We start from the raw sequence: 15,710 nt of genomic DNA, 5'->3' as shown, positions 1-15,710 counted from the left end.
TTCCTTTGTTTGATGGTGGGCGGTGGGAGTGGTCAGAGATGGCGGGCCATGCGGCTTTCGGCGCGGCGGGTCAGCCAGGCTCCTGGAATGGTGACCAGTAGGTAGAGGAGTCCGGCGACGGCCAGTACTTCCAGGTATCGGAAGTTGCTGGCGCCGATCGAGTAGGCCCGGCTGAGCAGTTCAGGCAGTCCGATGGTGAAGGCCAGAGAGGACGCCTGGAACATGAGGATGGCAAAGCCGAGCAAGGTCGGGATCGCTATTCGCAATCCCTGGGGAATGACGACGAACCGCATCCGGTCCCAGAGGGAGATGCCAAGGGCGTCGGAGGCTTCGAGCTCGCCTTGAGGAACACTTTTGAGCCCAGCGCGAATGATTTCGCTGGTGTACGCGGCGGTGGTGAGAGTCAGGGCAAACGAGGCAGCGGCAAAAGCCTCCAGGGACAAGCCGACGTTCGGTAGCCCGAAGTAGACGAACTGCAACATCACCAGAGCTGGGGTTCCACGCCCGACTTCAGTCAGAACCATGGACAGTATGCGAAGAGCCCGGTTGGGCGACAGGGCGAGCACCGCCAGCACGAGGCCTCCTGGCACCCCGATGAGCAAGCCCAAGAAAGTCACTTGCAAGCTCAGGAGCAACCCGTCCAGCAGTTGCGGCATCCAACTTGCGATCATGGTGAGCGTGGAATTCATCTGCTGATCCTTGAGTGAAGCCGGGACTCGATCCGCTTAGTGATCCATGCCAATGGCAGCCCCAGGAGGATGTAGATCGCCGCGGCGATGAAAAAGGGCATCAATCCGTCTGCGCTCGAGCGCGCGGTCTGGTTGGCGACGAACATGATCTCCGCGACTCCAATCGTGGAAACGATCGAGGAGTCCTTGAGCAACGAGATGGCATAGGTCGTCATGCTCGGTAGCGCGACGCGGACGGCCTGCGGTGCAATGACCCTCGTCATCGTGTCCGTACCGTTCAACCCCAGCGCGGAAGACGCCTCGAACTGTCCTCGATGGATCGCTGAGAGGCCCCCGCGGTAGGACTCAGCTAGGTGCCCGGCTGAGATCAGTCCGAGGCCGATCACGGCTGCCGTGAACGGGCTCATCCTTCCCAACTCGTTGCCCAGGCCGAAGAAGATGATGAAGAGGAACACCACCGGGGGGATACCGCGGAACACATCAATGAGCGCACGGGCGAGACCTCGCACCAGGGGCGGTTTCGCGGTGGTGCCCAGGGTGAGGAAGACCGCCAGGACCATGCCGATGACGAAACTGACCACGGTCACGGCGATGGTCATAGGAATGCCCAGCAGGATGGCCTCCAGGTACTCCATCAGCGTCCCCTGACAGCTCTGAGGAATCGCTGGGTGCGGGCCGAGGTCGGCGAATCCAGGACGGTTTCCGGAGGTCCCTGCTCAATAATCCGCCCGTCCGCCATGACGATCATGCGGTCGGCCACTTCGGCCGCGAAGTGAATCTCATGGGTGACCACGGCCATGGTGGTGCCGGCCTCCGCCAGGCCGCGCATGACAGCCAGTACTTCCAGGCCCAACTCCGGGTCGAGGGCGGAGGTGGGCTCGTCGAACAGCAGGATCTGAGGGTCCATGGCCAGAGCGCGGGCAATCGCGACCCGTTGCTGCTGGCCTCCGGAGAGCTTGCCCGGGTAGGAGTCTCCCTTGTCCGCCAACCCGACGCGTTCCAGCAGTTCACGCGCCCGCTGGGCGGCTTTCTCTGGATTGCGCTTGAGCACTCGCTCCTGAGGCAAGGTGATGTTGCGTAGAACGGTCAGGTGCGGGAAGAGATTGAACGACTGAAATACCATCCCGACGTTTCTGCGCAGCAGCGCCAGGTCCTTGGCGGGGACGTCCCGGTCCAGGGGAATGGGTTTGCCGAATACTTCCAGCACACCGGACTCAGGGCGCTCTAGCAGGTTGATGCAACGCAGCAGGCTGCTCTTTCCCGACCCGCTGGGGCCGATGATGGCCAGTACTTCTCCACTGGCCAATTCCAGGGAAACGTCGTTGACCGCTACATGGTCCCCGTAGCTTTTCCGGATGGAACGCAGTGCCAGAGCCGGAGCTGCCATTTGTTCGGGCCGCTGCGAGACGGCCTCAGGGCTGTTCGTCATGAGAGCTCCTGATATGCGGCGAGGACTGCCTCGCGGATGTTGTCGAGGTGGGTGTCGTTCATGGCCGTGGACAGAGCGATCAAGCCGTTGGTGCCAACCATGACGTTGCGTTCGTACAGGCTCCACCACAGCCGCTCCAGGTCCGGATGGCGCAGTCGGAGTAAGGACCCGAGGCCGCTGACGGGGATATGGGCTGCGTGCAGGGTGGCGCGGAGTTCATCACCTGCGGTGTTCAGCGCCTCAACTTGCGTGCGGTTGAAGCTGCGCATGGCTTCCAGGCCGGCTGCGAGGGTGACAGGGTTGGCGCTGAAGGTCCCTCCCCAGCTCACTGAACCGTTGCCCAGCGGGTTGAAAGGCTCGAGCACCTCGGCTCGCCCGCCCACTGCTCCGACGGGAAATCCGCCCCCGATGATTTTGGCCGCTGTGACGAGGTCGGGTCGGATTCCGTATCGCCCCGCTAGTCCGTCTGTTCCAAGGCGCAGGGTGATGACCTCATCGACGATCATCAAGGCCCCGTGGCGGTCGGTCTGCTCTCGTACCAAGCCGGCGAAGTCTTGCGGGACTGGGACTAGGCCGGCGCGGTTGGGCATGAGATCGATCAGCACAGCCGCCACCCGAGATCCCTGGGAAGCCATGGTCTCTTTGAACGCCGCGGAATCTGCCTGGGGCAACACGAGCACATCTCGAGTGGTGCCGGTCGGGACCCCGGCAGCGTCGGGGGCGACGACAGCATCGGAAGTGCCGTGGTAACTGTCGGAAAATCGGATCAACAGGTCTCGGCCGGTGTAGGCGCGGGCCGCCCGGATCGCCATCATGACGGCTTCCGTGCCGGAGTTGCAGAAGCGCCAGTGCGGAAGTCCCACTCGCTCGGCCAAAAGCTCAGCAAAGACGACCTCTCGGTCGGTGGGCAGTCCGAAGGCTGTTCCTTCGGAGATCACCTTCACGGCAGCCGATGTGATTGCAGGGTGGGCGTGGCCATGGATCAGGGAGGTGTAGTTGTTGTTGCAGTCGATCACCTGGTGGCCGGTGTTGTCGGTGATCACCGCCCCCTCCCCACGCACGGCGTACGGAGGATGAGGTGCGAGAAAGAGGGTGCTGCGGGTGATGCCGCCGGGCATCACCTTCACGGCACGTTCCCGCAGGTTTGTCGACTCGGCGACGATGTCGTCGACGAAGCTCATGCGTCCGTCACCACCGTGTGGTTCTGCTCCCGCATGAATCCCGGGAGGTACCAGATGCCCAAGCCGCCCTTGCCGGAGGTGCCCGAAAGCTTCCACCCGCAGAAGGACTGGACGCCGGGCCATGCACCCGTGGTCGCTCCGGCGGCTCGATTCACATACAGCACCCCCGCCTCGATGTCTTCGAGGAACTGCTCAACCTCTTCCGGGTCACCGGAGAACACGCCAGCAGACAACCCGTAATCGACGGCGTTGGCTTCCTGGAGGGCATCGGCAAAGGAGTCCACGGTGATGATGGTGAGGAAGGGGGCGAAGAGCTCGTCCCGAGTCAGCGGGTGGTCTTGCGGGAGGCGATCGACCACGATCGGCCGGTAGTAGTTCCCCGGCAGGTCTTCGACGCGTCCGCCGGTCAGCACACGGCCGTCACGGTGTGCAACTGTCAGGGCTTCGTCGATGCGTGCCGCGATGGAGTCGTCGATGACCGGGCCCAGGCCGGTGTCGGACCGTAGGGGATCTCCCACGCGGAGCTGTTCGGCGCGCTCGATGATCTTCTGGGTGAGCTCTTCGGCCACGGCTGCGTCCACGATGACGCGTCGGCAGGCGCTGCACTTCTGACCTGAGAGCCCGAAGGCCGAACGGACGATGCCGGCGGCGGCGTCGTCGAGATCAGCGCTGCGGGCGACCACTGCGGGGTTCTGCCCACCCATCTCCGCCAGCACGGGCCTTTGGAAGCCGCGTGGCCCCCGCTGGTTGTACAGGTCCCAGCCGACCTCAGCCGAACCCGTGAAGGTGATGCCGTCAACGTCGGCGGCAGCCAGCCATTGCCCGACGTCAGCGCCGCCGTGCACGACGTTGATGACGCCGTCGGGAAGATGGCGGGCGAAAGCGTCCGTGACGTAGGCGGCGGATCGGGGCGTCTTGTCGGAGGGTTTGACCACGATCGTGTTGCCGGTGACGAGGGCTCCCACGGACATACCCACGGTGAGTGCTGCCGGGAAGTTGAACGGGGCGATGACCGCGAAGGTCCCGTAGGGGACCAGCAGGTCGTAGTTCTTCTCGGTGGCGGTGGACTTCTGCTGTGCCACGAATCCGTTGTGCTGTTCCACCTGGGCGCAGTAGTGCTCGATCATGTCCAGGACTTCCTGGGCCTCGCCGTATGCTTCCAGACGTGTCTTGCCGGTCTCGGCCGAGATGATCGCAGCAAGGAGGGCGAGGTCCTGCGCCATGTCCTCCACCACGGCGCGTAGCATCGCGTTCCGTTTCCGGTAGTCCGTCCTCCGCCATGCCTTGGCCTGGGACCGGGCTGCCGCCACCGCCTCATGCACCGTCTCTTCGGTTGCAGCATGGGCGGCCCCGACAGTGGTGTCGGGTACACACGGATCAAATCGGTGGAAGACGGGCCCGGACGTGATCCGTCGTCCGCCCACCAGGCAGGCCTCCACAGGGGGGTGCTGCTCGCGGATCGTTTGCAGCTGGCGCTCGTACTCCTGCTCGAGGGTCTCGTTGCCCAAGGAGGAGGACGCGTAGTCGACTTTGGCCATGATGGTGCTCCTTAGCGTGAGGTGGACTGCAGGTGGTCGTTGCCATGCAGTCGCGACAGTGACCAGTTGGTCTCGGGGAAGGACTGGGTTGCGCCTGTGGTTGCGAGTTCGGCGGCCATGCGCGCCATAGCCGGGGCCAGCTGGATTCCCGATCCACCGGCTCCCATGACGTGGATGACGTTGGGTGCATCAGGGTGGATGTCGACGATCGGTTTGTTGTCCGGGGAGATGGGGTAGAGGCCGGTCCAGGTGCGCCCCAGGCGCAATCCGCGGGGACAGTGGAGACGGGTCGGCAGCAGCTGAAGGGCCCGATCGATGAACTCCTGGGGGGCTTCCTCGAGCGGGCGTTCGGGGTCCTGCTCTTCTAGAAGGCTCTCGTCGGTGTGGATGCCGATGAAGATCTCGTTGGCCGTCTCGGATCGGAAGTAGACGCCGTCCCGGCCCGACCCGGGCACATAGTCCATGACGAAGGGCAACAGTGGATCAAGCTCCTCCTCATGGGTGAGTTTGACCTTGGGGCGGAGCTGATTGTTCAACGGCATCTCCGCACCGAAGAGACGGCCGATCTGCTGAGCCCAGGGACCGGCGGCGTTGACGACGACATCGGCACTGATCTGGCGGTTGGTCGTGGTGATGCACCAGCCGCCGGTCGGTGTCTGCTCGGCGGCAAGCACCTTGACGCCGTTGTGGACGACAACTCCTCGAGTCACGAGCACGGCCGCTGCCCGCAGGCAGAATTCGTAGCTGTCGATGTGACCGTCCGAGGGCCCGAACACGCCTCCTGGCCGGTCCTCCAAGATGAGCCGCGGCCACCTAGCAGCGATCTCGTCTGCCGTGAGCACCACCGGATCGGTGATCCCGAACTCTTGCTGGATCTCCACGCTGTGCTGGAACATCTCCAGGTCATCGGTGCTCGCGCCCAGACGCAGGTAGCCGGAACGCACGAGAGTGCCTCCGTGCTCCCGGGCGAAGTCCTCGAAAAAGCGAAGCCCGAAGTCGCGCACATGGATACCAGCCCGATCCAGGTACTGGGTCTCGACGACTCCGGCGGACTTGCCCGACGACCCGTACCCAGGCCCGTGTTGCTCCAAGACGGTGATGTCTTCATAGCCGGCACGGTGGAGTTCCAGTGCTGTGGTCAGGCCGGCGATGCCGGCGCCGATGATGACGACCCTAGGTGCCATGGACGAAGCTCTCTTCTCTGTCGAAGGCGGAGACCGCGAAGGGTCTAAAATGTAGACATAAACGATACTTCTGTAGGTTAGGGACATGTAAACATGATTCGTGACCTGTGTCACTACCCCCGCTCAGTACGATGAGAACTCGTACCCCGACCCACGCCCCCGTGACGGGAAAGGACCAACGCATGGAGCCGGACAGGCTGCACACGCTGACCAGGCGTGTGCTCTTCGCGCCGTTGGACGAAACCCGCCGGACAGAGACGGTCGCTGATCGGCTACGCACAGCCATCACCCTCGGGGTGCTGAGCAGCGGGGAACAGTTGCCCAACGAGGTGGACCTGGCTCGGCAGTTCAACGTCTCACCAGTGACGCTGCGGGACGCCTTGCAGATGTTGCGCGAGCAGGGCTTGGTGCGCACCACCCGCGGTCGGCAAGGGGGCACGTTCGTGGCCCCGCTGCAGGAAGCCGGCCAACGCTATTTGGAGGATTCTCTTCGTGGCTTGTCGAGCATCGAGATCCGCGACCTGACGGATTGGGCGTGCGCCGTTTCCGGCCATGCAGCCGCACTGGCTGCTGAGCGGGCCTCCGACCATAGTCGGAGGGTCCTAGCGGAGATCATCCAGACGATGACAACCACGAGTGATGCAGCCCCGTTCCGTCGAGCCGAATCACGCCTCCTCATTGAGCTTGCCGTAGCGTCGCAATCCACCCGACTCAGTGCCGCAGCCGTTGAGCTCCAAGTGCACTTCGCCCCGATCAAAACCCTCGCCTATGCGGAACCGGCCACCCGAACACTGGTTGCCACCTGCCTTTCCAACGCCGTCGGAGCCGTCGAAAAGAACAAGGGATTAGTGGCGCAGCAGAGCGTGGTAGAAGCAGCTGCAGCAGTGGGAGATGAGCTGCTCACTCTCCGAAACGCATTGGTTCTCGCAACACAGGGGGCTGACCTATGAGCGGACGCGCAGCCGAGGTCGACCAGCATATGGTCGACGTCGTCCAAGAGATCAACCTTGCTGTTGCAACGATTTTCGACCAACTGCAACCCTTAGCCACGACGACTGTTGCCGTCCTGGGCGATCACACGCTGGATGACGAACTTGCCAATGCCCTGCACCGAGCATTGGAGCAACCTTGCCGGGACGTGCTCGCCACCATCGATACCCCCATCACAGGGGTCGGGTTCGTTGCAGACATCGATCGAACCGGCCCCATCGGAGCATGGATGCTCTGGTGGATCCGATCCGGTGCTGCCATCAAGCAAAAGCAGCACGTGCTCAACCGTGAATCCGACTCGTTCTATGACTACAGCAACGCTCAGTGGTTTCGCGAAGCACGGCACGGCACCGCCCCGTTTATCACGTCTCCTTATATCGATGCCTGGGGTACCGACAGCCTCACCATGACGGCCTCTATTCCAGTGTTTACAGGCGGGACATTCCTTGGTGTCGTGGCTGCAGACCTCAAAACGGAAAACTTCTGCGACCAACTCATCCGCATCCTGCAGCGCGGCGAAGACATCACCATCGTCGATCACGAAGATCGCGTCATTGCCTCTTCGATTCCGGTCCTGACACCTGGCATTCCCATCCGTGGTTTCTTGCGTCGATCCAGCCAGACCGTGGGGGACCGGCACCCTTGCGCCTATGCCGAATGGTCCGCTGTGCGCTTCAATCCGAGTCCGAACAGCTGATGACATCTGCTACATAGACTTCAGGCGGACGGGGACATCTATGCGCACGGTAAGGCAGTCCCCTCGTGATTTCTGGGGTCATGCGCTGACCAGCGTCGAAGCAACACCCCCGTGGTCAGGGCCCGATGTCCCGCGCAGTTCTGCGAGTCGCCGTGCATCGCGGAAACGCGGTGAAGCCGAGCGATGGGGAGCTGTGCAGCTCATGCGAAAACGAGAGATCTCCATGCTGGGCTGCGCGGATGAACCGCACCGCACCGCGCCGGCTCAGCGATCAAGCCGATCCGCCGCGCACCCGGTCGCTACCTCGGCAGACGCCCGTAGGCCAAGGAGGACGAGTTCTCTCACCTGTTTCTACTCGTCCTGCTTTAACGCCGATAATCGTGATTATGTAAAGTTGAGGGAGTGGGTCGCCCCTGCATCCGGTGTTCACAGGCCGATCAGCGACTGCACAGTCGCACGCGCGGACCTCGGCTACGCCCCCCCACGGGCAAGCCAGGTCAGATGACGACTGATGGTGCGGCTGTCCCGGCCGATAGTCTTGTTTACGACAGGATCCCGGTTCCCACGATCATCTTCTGACTGTCCCGTATGAGGTGATCAAAGATTCAACGCAGGGACGTCAGCTCGTTCTGTTTCAGAGAGCAACCCGCCATGGGAGTCGTAGACACGCACCACTTGGATATCCTCCCGGGCATGCCCGATAGAGGCCATCAAATACTCGGACGCGCCCTCAGCCATCTCCACGTCGTCAACATCGAGCCTCACGTCCAGCTCTCCAATGGTGCTGACAGTCAACTGCGGGTTCTGACACGCCCATGGACTTGTGTGGGAAGACCCGAAGTCCTTGATGTCCGCCTGGATCGCCTGCATCTGGGTTCCACACCGCTCGTCCCAGGAGCTGGCGACCGTGAAGTCCAGCGCTGACTGGTTCATCTCGGTCACCCACGTGTTCAACTCCTCCTGGGTGGCTTGAGAACCAGAAGCTGATTGGCGCGCGCTCTCTGGTGAGCTCCCGCCGCTGGTCATGGCTGAGCCGATGATGTAGAGAACGAGCAGAGCGACGAGGAGGGCTAGAGCACGGGTAGCGTGCTCGTGTTGTTCTCTGGTCCACTGGCTGCGGGGTTTGCCGAGATAGTCGCGGAACCGGACCTTGGTTTGCTGGGTCATGCTCTCTTTCAGGCAGCGGCACGAGGGCCATGGTGTGCTGTCGCCCATGACACTAACCTGCTCCTCGTGCATGCGGCGCGCCCATGAGGCTCTGTTGCGGCCGACACCGGTCGACGCTTACTGCACCGGACAGGAAGAGCGGTTCCACAGTGGCGGTTCGAGGAAGGAGAAGCCCGCAGTTCAACGGCGATGCCCTACTGGACAGCACCACCTTCGGATCCGCCACGGGCGTCACCATGAGGTGGCTGTTCTCGTAACCTGGCATCCGCTGCGCGCTATCCACTGAGCTCATCAACTGAGGCGATGTCCCACTGCGGAAGGACCTCAGCGCGCAACGCATCCAAGTTCGGATGACGGAGGCACGAGGGGCGTCGCGGCGACACAGGTGCTCGCCGTCGTCGGCACCAGGAAACGCTTTCATGGTGTTGCACATGCCAAACTGTTGCCATGATGACCGCCCCCCGCAGCCTCGTGCTCCCTGCCGTGCTGTCTTGTGCATTGGCAGTGAGTGGGTGTTCCGATGTGGGGGCGAACACGCCAGATGTTGCACTGACAGGCACGGTGAAGGCCAATGCTCCGGCGAGTAGCTCCCCTTCAGCCACCCCTACGCCGCCGTCGAATACTGCTGCTGCGAACTCAACCAACAGTCCTTCGCCTTCGGCCCTAGTGGAGTCAGATGTGGCGTTGGACGAGACGTTCACGTCCCCGGACGGCACCCTGAGCTTCCGCTACCCGACCGGGTGGACGGTCACGGACACGATGGATGAGCAGTACCGGGACACCATCCATAAGACATGGACGCTCAGCGACACCGACGGTCAAGACGTGCTGGCGCTGACTGTGCGGTCCTGGACCGCACCGGCGGGTCCGCCCCCGCTCATCACGGTCTTGCCCCAGGGTGCTGTTCCCGGGGTGCTGGACGGGTTGGGAACGCCGTCCCAAGCAATCGTGGCGGCCACACCGGGCCAAAGCGTGGGCGGCAATGGAAGCCTGATCTACGGCCTGGCCGCAGGGACCGGGGCGGACACCACGCTCTTCGACCTTCGATGGGGCAATGACTATCTCCTGTCCTTCAGCGGCATCCAGGAACTGGGGCCCAATGACCAAGTCGATCTGGAAGCCGAAGCAGAACAGTTCGCGGCCAGCTCTCGGTTCCGCAACGAGATCCTCCCCATCATCCAGTCCCTGACCGCCTCATCACCTCCCACACCGGGTGAGGCGAACAACTCCGTGGAAAGCGAGACGCCCGCTGATCCACCGGGAGAACTCAGCGCAAGCACCTGTGTGGGTGCCAAGTACACCTATGAGAACTTGCAGGGCGTCACTTGCGATGAGGCCAAGTCGATCATGCAAGTAACTATGGACACCGGGGAGCCCGCCGGCGCCCGTAGTCATATCACCCCTGACTACGAGTGCTATGAGAGCAGTGACGTGGAGCGCACCGAAGGCTCGCCTCAAAAGCTGTGCTGGGCCCTGGGTGGCGACGGTTCACGCGGGGACGTGGTGCTGGAGGCTAACTACCGGTAGGCCCCGGCATAGAGCTCAACGCAGGCCCCTACGGGTGGGAAGCTGACAACGACACCATGATCGCGGCCAGCGGTCCATCGAGGACGACTTGGAGTCGGATGCGGGGAGGTCATGGGTCACACCGCCCCGTCGTCTCCGTCACCGTCTGGAAGGACCGTTTCATGACTGTTCGGGAATCCGAGCACGTGGCACCCCATCGGGGGACCGTCACAGTGGCGTTCCGTTCGTTTATGTCACTGGTCGGTAGGAGGATGGGAGCCGCCTCGATCCCCCGTGCTGAGCGGATCTGTTCCCCTGCGGTCGCCCGGCATCTTCCCCCCAGGAGTCACATGATCCCCTCCCCCTCCACGCCCGTGGCCGCACCGTTGCGGACTGGACGTCGGCGGCCATGACCTTAGCCCTGCTCACCGGCTGCGCCGATACCCCGGGCGAACCGAGCGGTGGCCCCGACACTGCTGCGAGCACGGTCACCACCTCCTCCCCCGCGGCTTCTTCCCCCGCTGCACCCAGTGCTCCGGCCGAGCCTCCCACCGCCACGGCTCCGGCCCAGGAGACGGTGACGGCGGCTGCCTCCTCCGAGGCCCTGACCGCGCTCAACGGGCTGACGGTCGCGGCCCGGGGCACCATGTCCGGCTACGACCGTGAGAGCTCCTTCGGCGGTTGGATCGATGCCAACGGTGACTGTGCGGACACCCGCCAGGAAGTCCTAGCCCGCGATCTCGACGACGTCGTCTCCGCCGACGGGTGCAAGTTCGACTCCGGGGTGTTGGCCCCGGACCCCTACACCGGGGCCACGATCAACTTCGTGCGCGGGCCAGCGACCTCCTCGGACGTCCAGATCGACCACGTCGTCTCGCTCGGCAACGCCTGGATCACCGGTGCCCGGAATTTTTCCCAGAATCAGCGGGTGGAGCTGTCCAACGATCCGCTGAACCTGCTTGCGGTGGACGGTCCAGCCAACCAGGCGAAGTCCGACAAGCCGGCCGATGAGTGGCTGCCGGACAACGTAAACGTCCACTGCGAGTTCGTCGCCATCCAGATCGCGGTGAAGGCTAAGTACGAGCTGTGGGTGAGCGCCCCTGAGAAGAACGCCATGACTGAGGTACTCACCGACTGCCAGGGCCAGGAGTTGCCGACCGAAGCGACCATGGCCGTCGGCGACATCGCCGGCAACGCCCCGGCGCTTGCTCCGGAGCCCGTGGCGCCCGCACCGGTCGCACCCGCCCCGGTCGCGCCGGCACCTGAGCCGGTTCCGGCGGCGCCTGCCGCCCCGGCCGGCGGGTTCGCCAACTGCTCCGCGGCCAGGCCGGCCGGGGCAGCGCCGCTCTATGTCGGGTCTCCCGGCTACGCGCCGAAACTGGACCGTGACGGTGAAGGGGTCGCCTGCGAGTAGCAGGATCGTTCGACGAGTGCGGTGAAGCCCTCGTCCTCCTGGCCCCCATGGGCTCAGGAGGACGAGGGCTTCACCATCGTGCCTGTGGTGCTCAGGCGCTCCAGGAGGCGCCGGGGCGCTTCGGGCGCCCAGCGGTGAACGCCTCGTACACCGCGGCCTGCTGCTGTTCCTGTGGTGCTGCCTCGGCTGCGGCGATCACGGTGACGAACGCCTTGGTGTCCTCCACCAGGGCGGTGATCTTCTCCGGGTTGTCCACGGCCCAGGTGTAGGCGGTGGCGTAGTCGACAGGATGGCCGGCGGCCACGACAGTACCGCCCTCGGCGATCTCCACGGACACGGGGGCGCTCCTCTGCTGAGGTGGGATGTTAGTGAGCTCGAGCGTAGCTGGCCCACAGGCACCGGCCCGGAGGCGCCGCAGGCTGTGGCGAGACGGGGCTGCACTCTGGTCTCTCGGGACAGGAGCTTCTTGCTTGGTCCCGCCCCGCTCTAGGAGGACGCCTGCACATCATGGTCACCGACGACGACTCTGCGCGCGCCCGGGGCGAGGACGAGCCGGCCAACGAGTCTCTGGGCGCGTTCCAGGTCCGGGCCAGTGGGGCCACCTAGACCGCGGTCATCGACACCGAGGGCGTCGACCCTGCCGAGGGCATCGACCGGACCGGGCCGATCTCTCGCATGAAGAACTCACCGTGACCGTCATTCCCGAGCAAGTCGACGCGTTCATCTGCGCCTCCTGCTTCCTGGTCCGCCGCTGCTCCCAGCTCGCCCACCAGGCCGGCGAGACAGGCTACTGCACTGACTGCAAAGCCTGAGCAACACCGGCTGCGGACGGCACCAACGACTCAGACCCTGGCGCAGGATGCTCCGGGGCCTGAGTCGTTGGTCGCCCATTTGAAATGAACGTCGGTACAATCTCCCGCAAGTCCAACATTGACCAAGGACAGATATGAATAAGCAGATTGCATCCGAGGAACTGTACGGCAACAACAGCTTCTTTCACTCCAATTTACTCAACACTGTTATTTTCCAGTCACTAGTAACCATTTTTTTGGGAGAGGGCACATCCAATAACCCGCGGACGCTTCGAAAGCTAAGCGATAACTCTTTCGAAGTTCGTTCAAGCGAAACGGACTCCCAGGTCAACTTCGTGCTTTCCACGGGCCTTTCAAAAAAAGTCGTCGGTGAAAAATTGGCTGAAATAGTATACAATAAATTTCAGCACGAAACATATGGGGGTGAATTCTTAAAGTTAAACCTGTATATAGCGGACACCGAAAGTGAAAACCCAAAACACAAACTGCTCGTGGACTTATATGGTGAATTACCTCCATTATCTGAATTTTCATCTCACGGTAGTAGTCTTAATCAGTTTTCGGCGCCGGAAAGCAAAATTAAGGAATTTTGGAATTCATCCATCATTCAATATGTCGACATGAGGAGTGTGGATGTTGGTCACCTTACAAACTTAAATTCCACAGAAGCTCACTCAATACAAGAACTAATCACACATAATTCAATAGATCCCGAAGGAGTGCAAGATGCCCTAAACGCTATACGCAACCTGATTTCGAGTGTTCTTCAACCAGACACCGAAGGAGTGTTCAGCGAATTTGATCGGAATGACGTCCGAGGCGCTCTCTTCTTGGCTTCCCGAAACTTTGGAGACGCGCCGCCGTTTCGCATCATTGAACGTGGGTTTTTAACGGCGGAAAGTCGCAGGAAAATAATTCAATTTGAAGCTCGTCCCGCTACCTGGGCTGATGTTGTCCAAGGCCCAGGGCCAGGTAGTAGGTTTATTGAACGAGCCGCTACTCAGCCCCTGATGGATGTCGTCCGTCGTTGTATAGTTGCACCTCTTCTCGAGCAGACAGATATGCGACTTCCAGCACTCTTTGTGCACGGCGCGCCAGGCAGTGGTAAATCAACTATTGTGAGACGAGTTCTAGCCGACATGGTTACCCGAGGCGAAGTTTTTGTCATGGATTTAGGGGTTAATCATGGAGCTATTTCTCCGGAGGACAGTAAAACCTACATGCAAGCCATTGGCATGATGGCCCAAAGTGGACGTCCGGTCATCCTTCTGATGGACGACCCCTTATTCGCCAACTCGGGATGGGCAGATTTCCTAAAAAAACTGGCTCGAAGAATTCAATCTCGGGGACATGTAGAAGTCGGTATTATTGCGGCCAGTCCTACTTTCTTATTAGACGCATACGGATACGCAATTAGAGACCATCATATACACCGTGTTAACTATGAACTCGAGGCGCCAAGCGTGGCGGAACGGGAGGATCTTGCTGCGGCATTTGGGCGTGATCCTTCCTATTTTAAAAACCGCGAGGACGATTTTATAGTCCTGGCAATGGAAGCTGCCGCGGACACCTCCTTTGATGACATTATTGCTCGAATTTGGTCTACATTAAACGATGGTAACGTAATTGACTCCCGTGTGAGACCTGACCAACTTTTATGGCTGGTTCGCGCACTTATGGTAGTTGCTTATTTTCATAGATTTTCAATGTCTTGCCCGGTTGAGCTATTGGTCAAATCATTGTCCATTTCCGACAAAATGGAAAATTTTGACGACTACGTACAACAATTATCGGAAATGGAATTGGCTGAGGGGTGGTCAATTTTTAGAATCACTACGGAGAACGGTCCTGACGGCGAACTCAAAGTTGTGTCGACCATCCACGCTAGGGTGGCTCAACGCATTTGGGAATTAAGGCCGTCTCAAGGGTTTGACGTGGCGGAATGGGTTATTCCAGCTTCCTTAAAGTTATCTAACAGTGGTCCGTTTCTTGCACATATTGCAAACGTGGGAAGCAGAACTTCTGACAGATACGACAGAGGGTTTGTTAGTAAGCTTTTCTCTCCTCAAGGGTGGGATAATATGTCGGTATCCACGCGTAACCTTTGTAGACTTACTCGGAGTATTGATAACCGTTTTAATTCCCAACTGCGACATGTGTTGAGAAAGCGAATGAACAGAGAGGACGCACAAAGTTGGCTCGCTGCGTGGGAACTCGGAAGAATAGCAAGACGGGGAAGTTCAGAACATTCCCACATTCGTGAAGTGAAGTTTCCATACCATCTCCGCCGCGGTAACTTGTCGTGTGAACCCCGCATAGCGATACAAGTAGCTCGAAATAAAAACTATACTGAAGTTGCAAAAGAACAAATGATTGATTCTTTACTTGGGCTTTCGCGGTGGAAACTTGCAGACCCACTAGTCTCATGGCTAATATCCATTGATTCTAAGTTATTGCTTAATCACCTAACTGATTTTAAAAATTGGTTTTCTCATGCTGAAGTACGTCACGAGAGTGTCCTTGCGTTGGTTTCTTGGTATAAATCAATGGATGCTTTGATGGATGAGAGTGTTCATGAGTTCGTATTGAACGAAGTGGGCATGTGGGTTGGAGAGGCCCATGTCGCGCCTGAAAATGTATTTTTTTGCCTGGGGGTGTTTGATAAGTACACAAGGTCTATGGCAAAATGTAATAATGATTTATTGTCGGCGATCATGGCCGACTTTATGGGCTGGGCTGACGCCGTTGATGATTCGGAACGGGTCTTAATTGGTATGTTGTCGCTTAAATTAAGTGATTCCGCCTGTATTAATTTTCGTGAAATTGTATTAACGAATATTCATGGATGGGTGCGGTCACATTCTGAAGATGTTATTGTGCGCACTAAGTTGTTGGGCGTGGTGGAAGGACTCGGTAAGGACTCGCCGGTCCCGTTGACCCATCTGGTGACGGAAACCCACCAATGGCTTCAAACACACCCAGAAGACCTTTATGTCCGCATCAAATTGCTGGGCGTGGTGGAAGGACTCGGTAAGGACTCGCCGGTCCCGTTGACCCATCTGGTGACGGAAACCCACCAATGGCTTCAAACACACCCAGAAGA

14 protein-coding genes are annotated in these 15,710 nt (G+C 60.5%); 6 read left to right on the top strand and 8 right to left on the bottom strand.

Annotated elements, in window-relative coordinates; all coding sequences use genetic code 11:
• Positions 1-32: 32 nt before the first annotated feature.
• The 6 genes from ACFU0Y_RS00490 to ACFU0Y_RS00465 are packed head-to-tail and all read right to left on the bottom strand — an operon-like array spanning position 33 to position 6,021.
• Positions 33-689, bottom strand: a complete 657-nt coding sequence (locus ACFU0Y_RS00490) for an amino acid ABC transporter permease (RefSeq protein ID WP_380212480.1) — start codon at positions 687-689, stop codon at positions 33-35.
• Entirely contained in the window at positions 686-1,324 is a 639-nt protein-coding gene (locus ACFU0Y_RS00485; protein ID WP_380212479.1) for an amino acid ABC transporter permease, read from the bottom strand. Before ACFU0Y_RS00485 ends, ACFU0Y_RS00490 begins: the two co-directional genes overlap by 4 nt.
• On the bottom strand, positions 1,324-2,118 hold the full coding sequence (locus tag ACFU0Y_RS00480) for an amino acid ABC transporter ATP-binding protein (protein WP_380212478.1): 795 nt from the start codon (positions 2,116-2,118) through the stop codon (positions 1,324-1,326). Before ACFU0Y_RS00480 ends, ACFU0Y_RS00485 begins: the two co-directional genes overlap by 1 nt.
• Positions 2,115-3,299, bottom strand: coding sequence for an aspartate aminotransferase family protein (locus tag ACFU0Y_RS00475; protein WP_380212477.1), 1,185 nt, complete (start codon positions 3,297-3,299; stop codon positions 2,115-2,117). Before ACFU0Y_RS00475 ends, ACFU0Y_RS00480 begins: the two co-directional genes overlap by 4 nt.
• Entirely contained in the window at positions 3,296-4,837 is a 1,542-nt protein-coding gene (locus tag ACFU0Y_RS00470) for an aldehyde dehydrogenase family protein (protein WP_380212476.1), read from the bottom strand. Before ACFU0Y_RS00470 ends, ACFU0Y_RS00475 begins: the two co-directional genes overlap by 4 nt.
• A gap of 11 nt (positions 4,838-4,848) precedes the next feature.
• Positions 4,849-6,021, bottom strand: a complete 1,173-nt coding sequence (locus ACFU0Y_RS00465) for an NAD(P)/FAD-dependent oxidoreductase (RefSeq protein ID WP_380212475.1) — start codon at positions 6,019-6,021, stop codon at positions 4,849-4,851.
• 182 nt (positions 6,022-6,203) lie between these two features.
• Between ACFU0Y_RS00465 and ACFU0Y_RS00460 the strand changes: the two genes are divergently transcribed.
• A complete protein-coding gene (locus tag ACFU0Y_RS00460; protein WP_380212474.1) occupies positions 6,204-6,971 on the top strand; it encodes a FadR/GntR family transcriptional regulator in 768 nt (255 codons plus the stop codon).
• On the top strand, positions 6,968-7,708 hold the full coding sequence (locus ACFU0Y_RS00455) for a cache domain-containing protein (RefSeq protein WP_380212473.1): 741 nt from the start codon (positions 6,968-6,970) through the stop codon (positions 7,706-7,708). The genes ACFU0Y_RS00460 and ACFU0Y_RS00455 overlap by 4 nt, the downstream gene beginning before the upstream one ends.
• Before the next feature lie 597 nt (positions 7,709-8,305).
• Here ACFU0Y_RS00455 and ACFU0Y_RS00450 read toward each other — a convergent pair.
• The gene (locus ACFU0Y_RS00450) at positions 8,306-8,875 is read right to left on the bottom strand and encodes a hypothetical protein (RefSeq protein ID WP_380212472.1); all 570 of its coding nucleotides are present in this window, start codon (positions 8,873-8,875) and stop codon (positions 8,306-8,308) included.
• Positions 8,876-9,553: 678 nt separating this feature from the next.
• Between ACFU0Y_RS00450 and ACFU0Y_RS00445 the strand changes: the two genes are divergently transcribed.
• Both ACFU0Y_RS00445 and ACFU0Y_RS00440 read left to right on the top strand, forming a co-directional pair.
• Positions 9,554-10,402: a hypothetical protein gene (locus tag ACFU0Y_RS00445; RefSeq protein ID WP_380212471.1), complete on the top strand. Its 849-nt coding sequence runs from the start codon at positions 9,554-9,556 to the stop codon at positions 10,400-10,402.
• Between the two features lie 388 nt (positions 10,403-10,790).
• A complete protein-coding gene (locus tag ACFU0Y_RS00440) occupies positions 10,791-11,795 on the top strand; it encodes an excalibur calcium-binding domain-containing protein (RefSeq protein WP_380212470.1) in 1,005 nt (334 codons plus the stop codon).
• A 91-nt stretch (positions 11,796-11,886) separates the two neighbouring features.
• Here the strand turns inward: ACFU0Y_RS00440 and ACFU0Y_RS00435 are convergent, their stop codons facing one another.
• Positions 11,887-12,132 carry a hypothetical protein gene (locus tag ACFU0Y_RS00435; protein WP_380212469.1) on the bottom strand — a complete coding sequence of 82 codons (246 nt, stop codon included), beginning with the start codon at positions 12,130-12,132 and terminating at the stop codon, positions 11,887-11,889.
• Positions 12,133-12,157: 25 nt separating this feature from the next.
• Here ACFU0Y_RS00435 and ACFU0Y_RS00430 point away from each other — a divergent pair, with 25 nt between their 5' ends.
• A complete protein-coding gene (locus tag ACFU0Y_RS00430) occupies positions 12,158-12,607 on the top strand; it encodes a DUF4193 family protein (protein ID WP_380212468.1) in 450 nt (149 codons plus the stop codon).
• Between the two features lie 134 nt (positions 12,608-12,741).
• A partial coding sequence (locus tag ACFU0Y_RS00425) for a hypothetical protein (RefSeq protein ID WP_380212467.1) occupies positions 12,742-15,710 on the top strand: 2,969 nt, incomplete at its 3' end.

Origin of the sequence: Kocuria sp. NPDC057446 (genome assembly GCF_042802875.1) — a bacterium.
In the GTDB taxonomy this organism is placed as follows: Bacteria; Actinomycetota; Actinomycetes; order Actinomycetales; family Micrococcaceae; genus Kocuria.
Note: the sequence above shows the minus strand (reverse complement) of the source record. Positions and strands in the feature narration are given on the sequence as shown.

Excerpts from the sequence above, each read along its gene's own strand:
- ACFU0Y_RS00490 (WP_380212480.1), bottom strand. The coding sequence starts at position 689 with ATGAATTCCACGCTCACCATGATCGCAAGTTGGATGCCGCAACTGCTG.
- ACFU0Y_RS00485 (WP_380212479.1), bottom strand. The coding sequence starts at position 1,324 with ATGGAGTACCTGGAGGCCATCCTGCTGGGCATTCCTATGACCATCGCC.
- ACFU0Y_RS00480 (WP_380212478.1), bottom strand. The coding sequence starts at position 2,118 with ATGACGAACAGCCCTGAGGCCGTCTCGCAGCGGCCCGAACAAATGGCA.
- ACFU0Y_RS00475 (WP_380212477.1), bottom strand. The coding sequence starts at position 3,299 with ATGAGCTTCGTCGACGACATCGTCGCCGAGTCGACAAACCTGCGGGAA.
- ACFU0Y_RS00470 (WP_380212476.1), bottom strand. The coding sequence starts at position 4,837 with ATGGCCAAAGTCGACTACGCGTCCTCCTCCTTGGGCAACGAGACCCTC.
- ACFU0Y_RS00465 (WP_380212475.1), bottom strand. The coding sequence starts at position 6,021 with ATGGCACCTAGGGTCGTCATCATCGGCGCCGGCATCGCCGGCCTGACC.
- ACFU0Y_RS00460 (WP_380212474.1), top strand. The coding sequence starts at position 6,204 with ATGGAGCCGGACAGGCTGCACACGCTGACCAGGCGTGTGCTCTTCGCG.
- ACFU0Y_RS00455 (WP_380212473.1), top strand. The coding sequence starts at position 6,968 with ATGAGCGGACGCGCAGCCGAGGTCGACCAGCATATGGTCGACGTCGTC.
- ACFU0Y_RS00450 (WP_380212472.1), bottom strand. The coding sequence starts at position 8,875 with ATGACCCAGCAAACCAAGGTCCGGTTCCGCGACTATCTCGGCAAACCC.
- ACFU0Y_RS00440 (WP_380212470.1), top strand. The coding sequence starts at position 10,791 with ATGACCTTAGCCCTGCTCACCGGCTGCGCCGATACCCCGGGCGAACCG.
- ACFU0Y_RS00430 (WP_380212468.1), top strand. The coding sequence starts at position 12,158 with ATGTTAGTGAGCTCGAGCGTAGCTGGCCCACAGGCACCGGCCCGGAGG.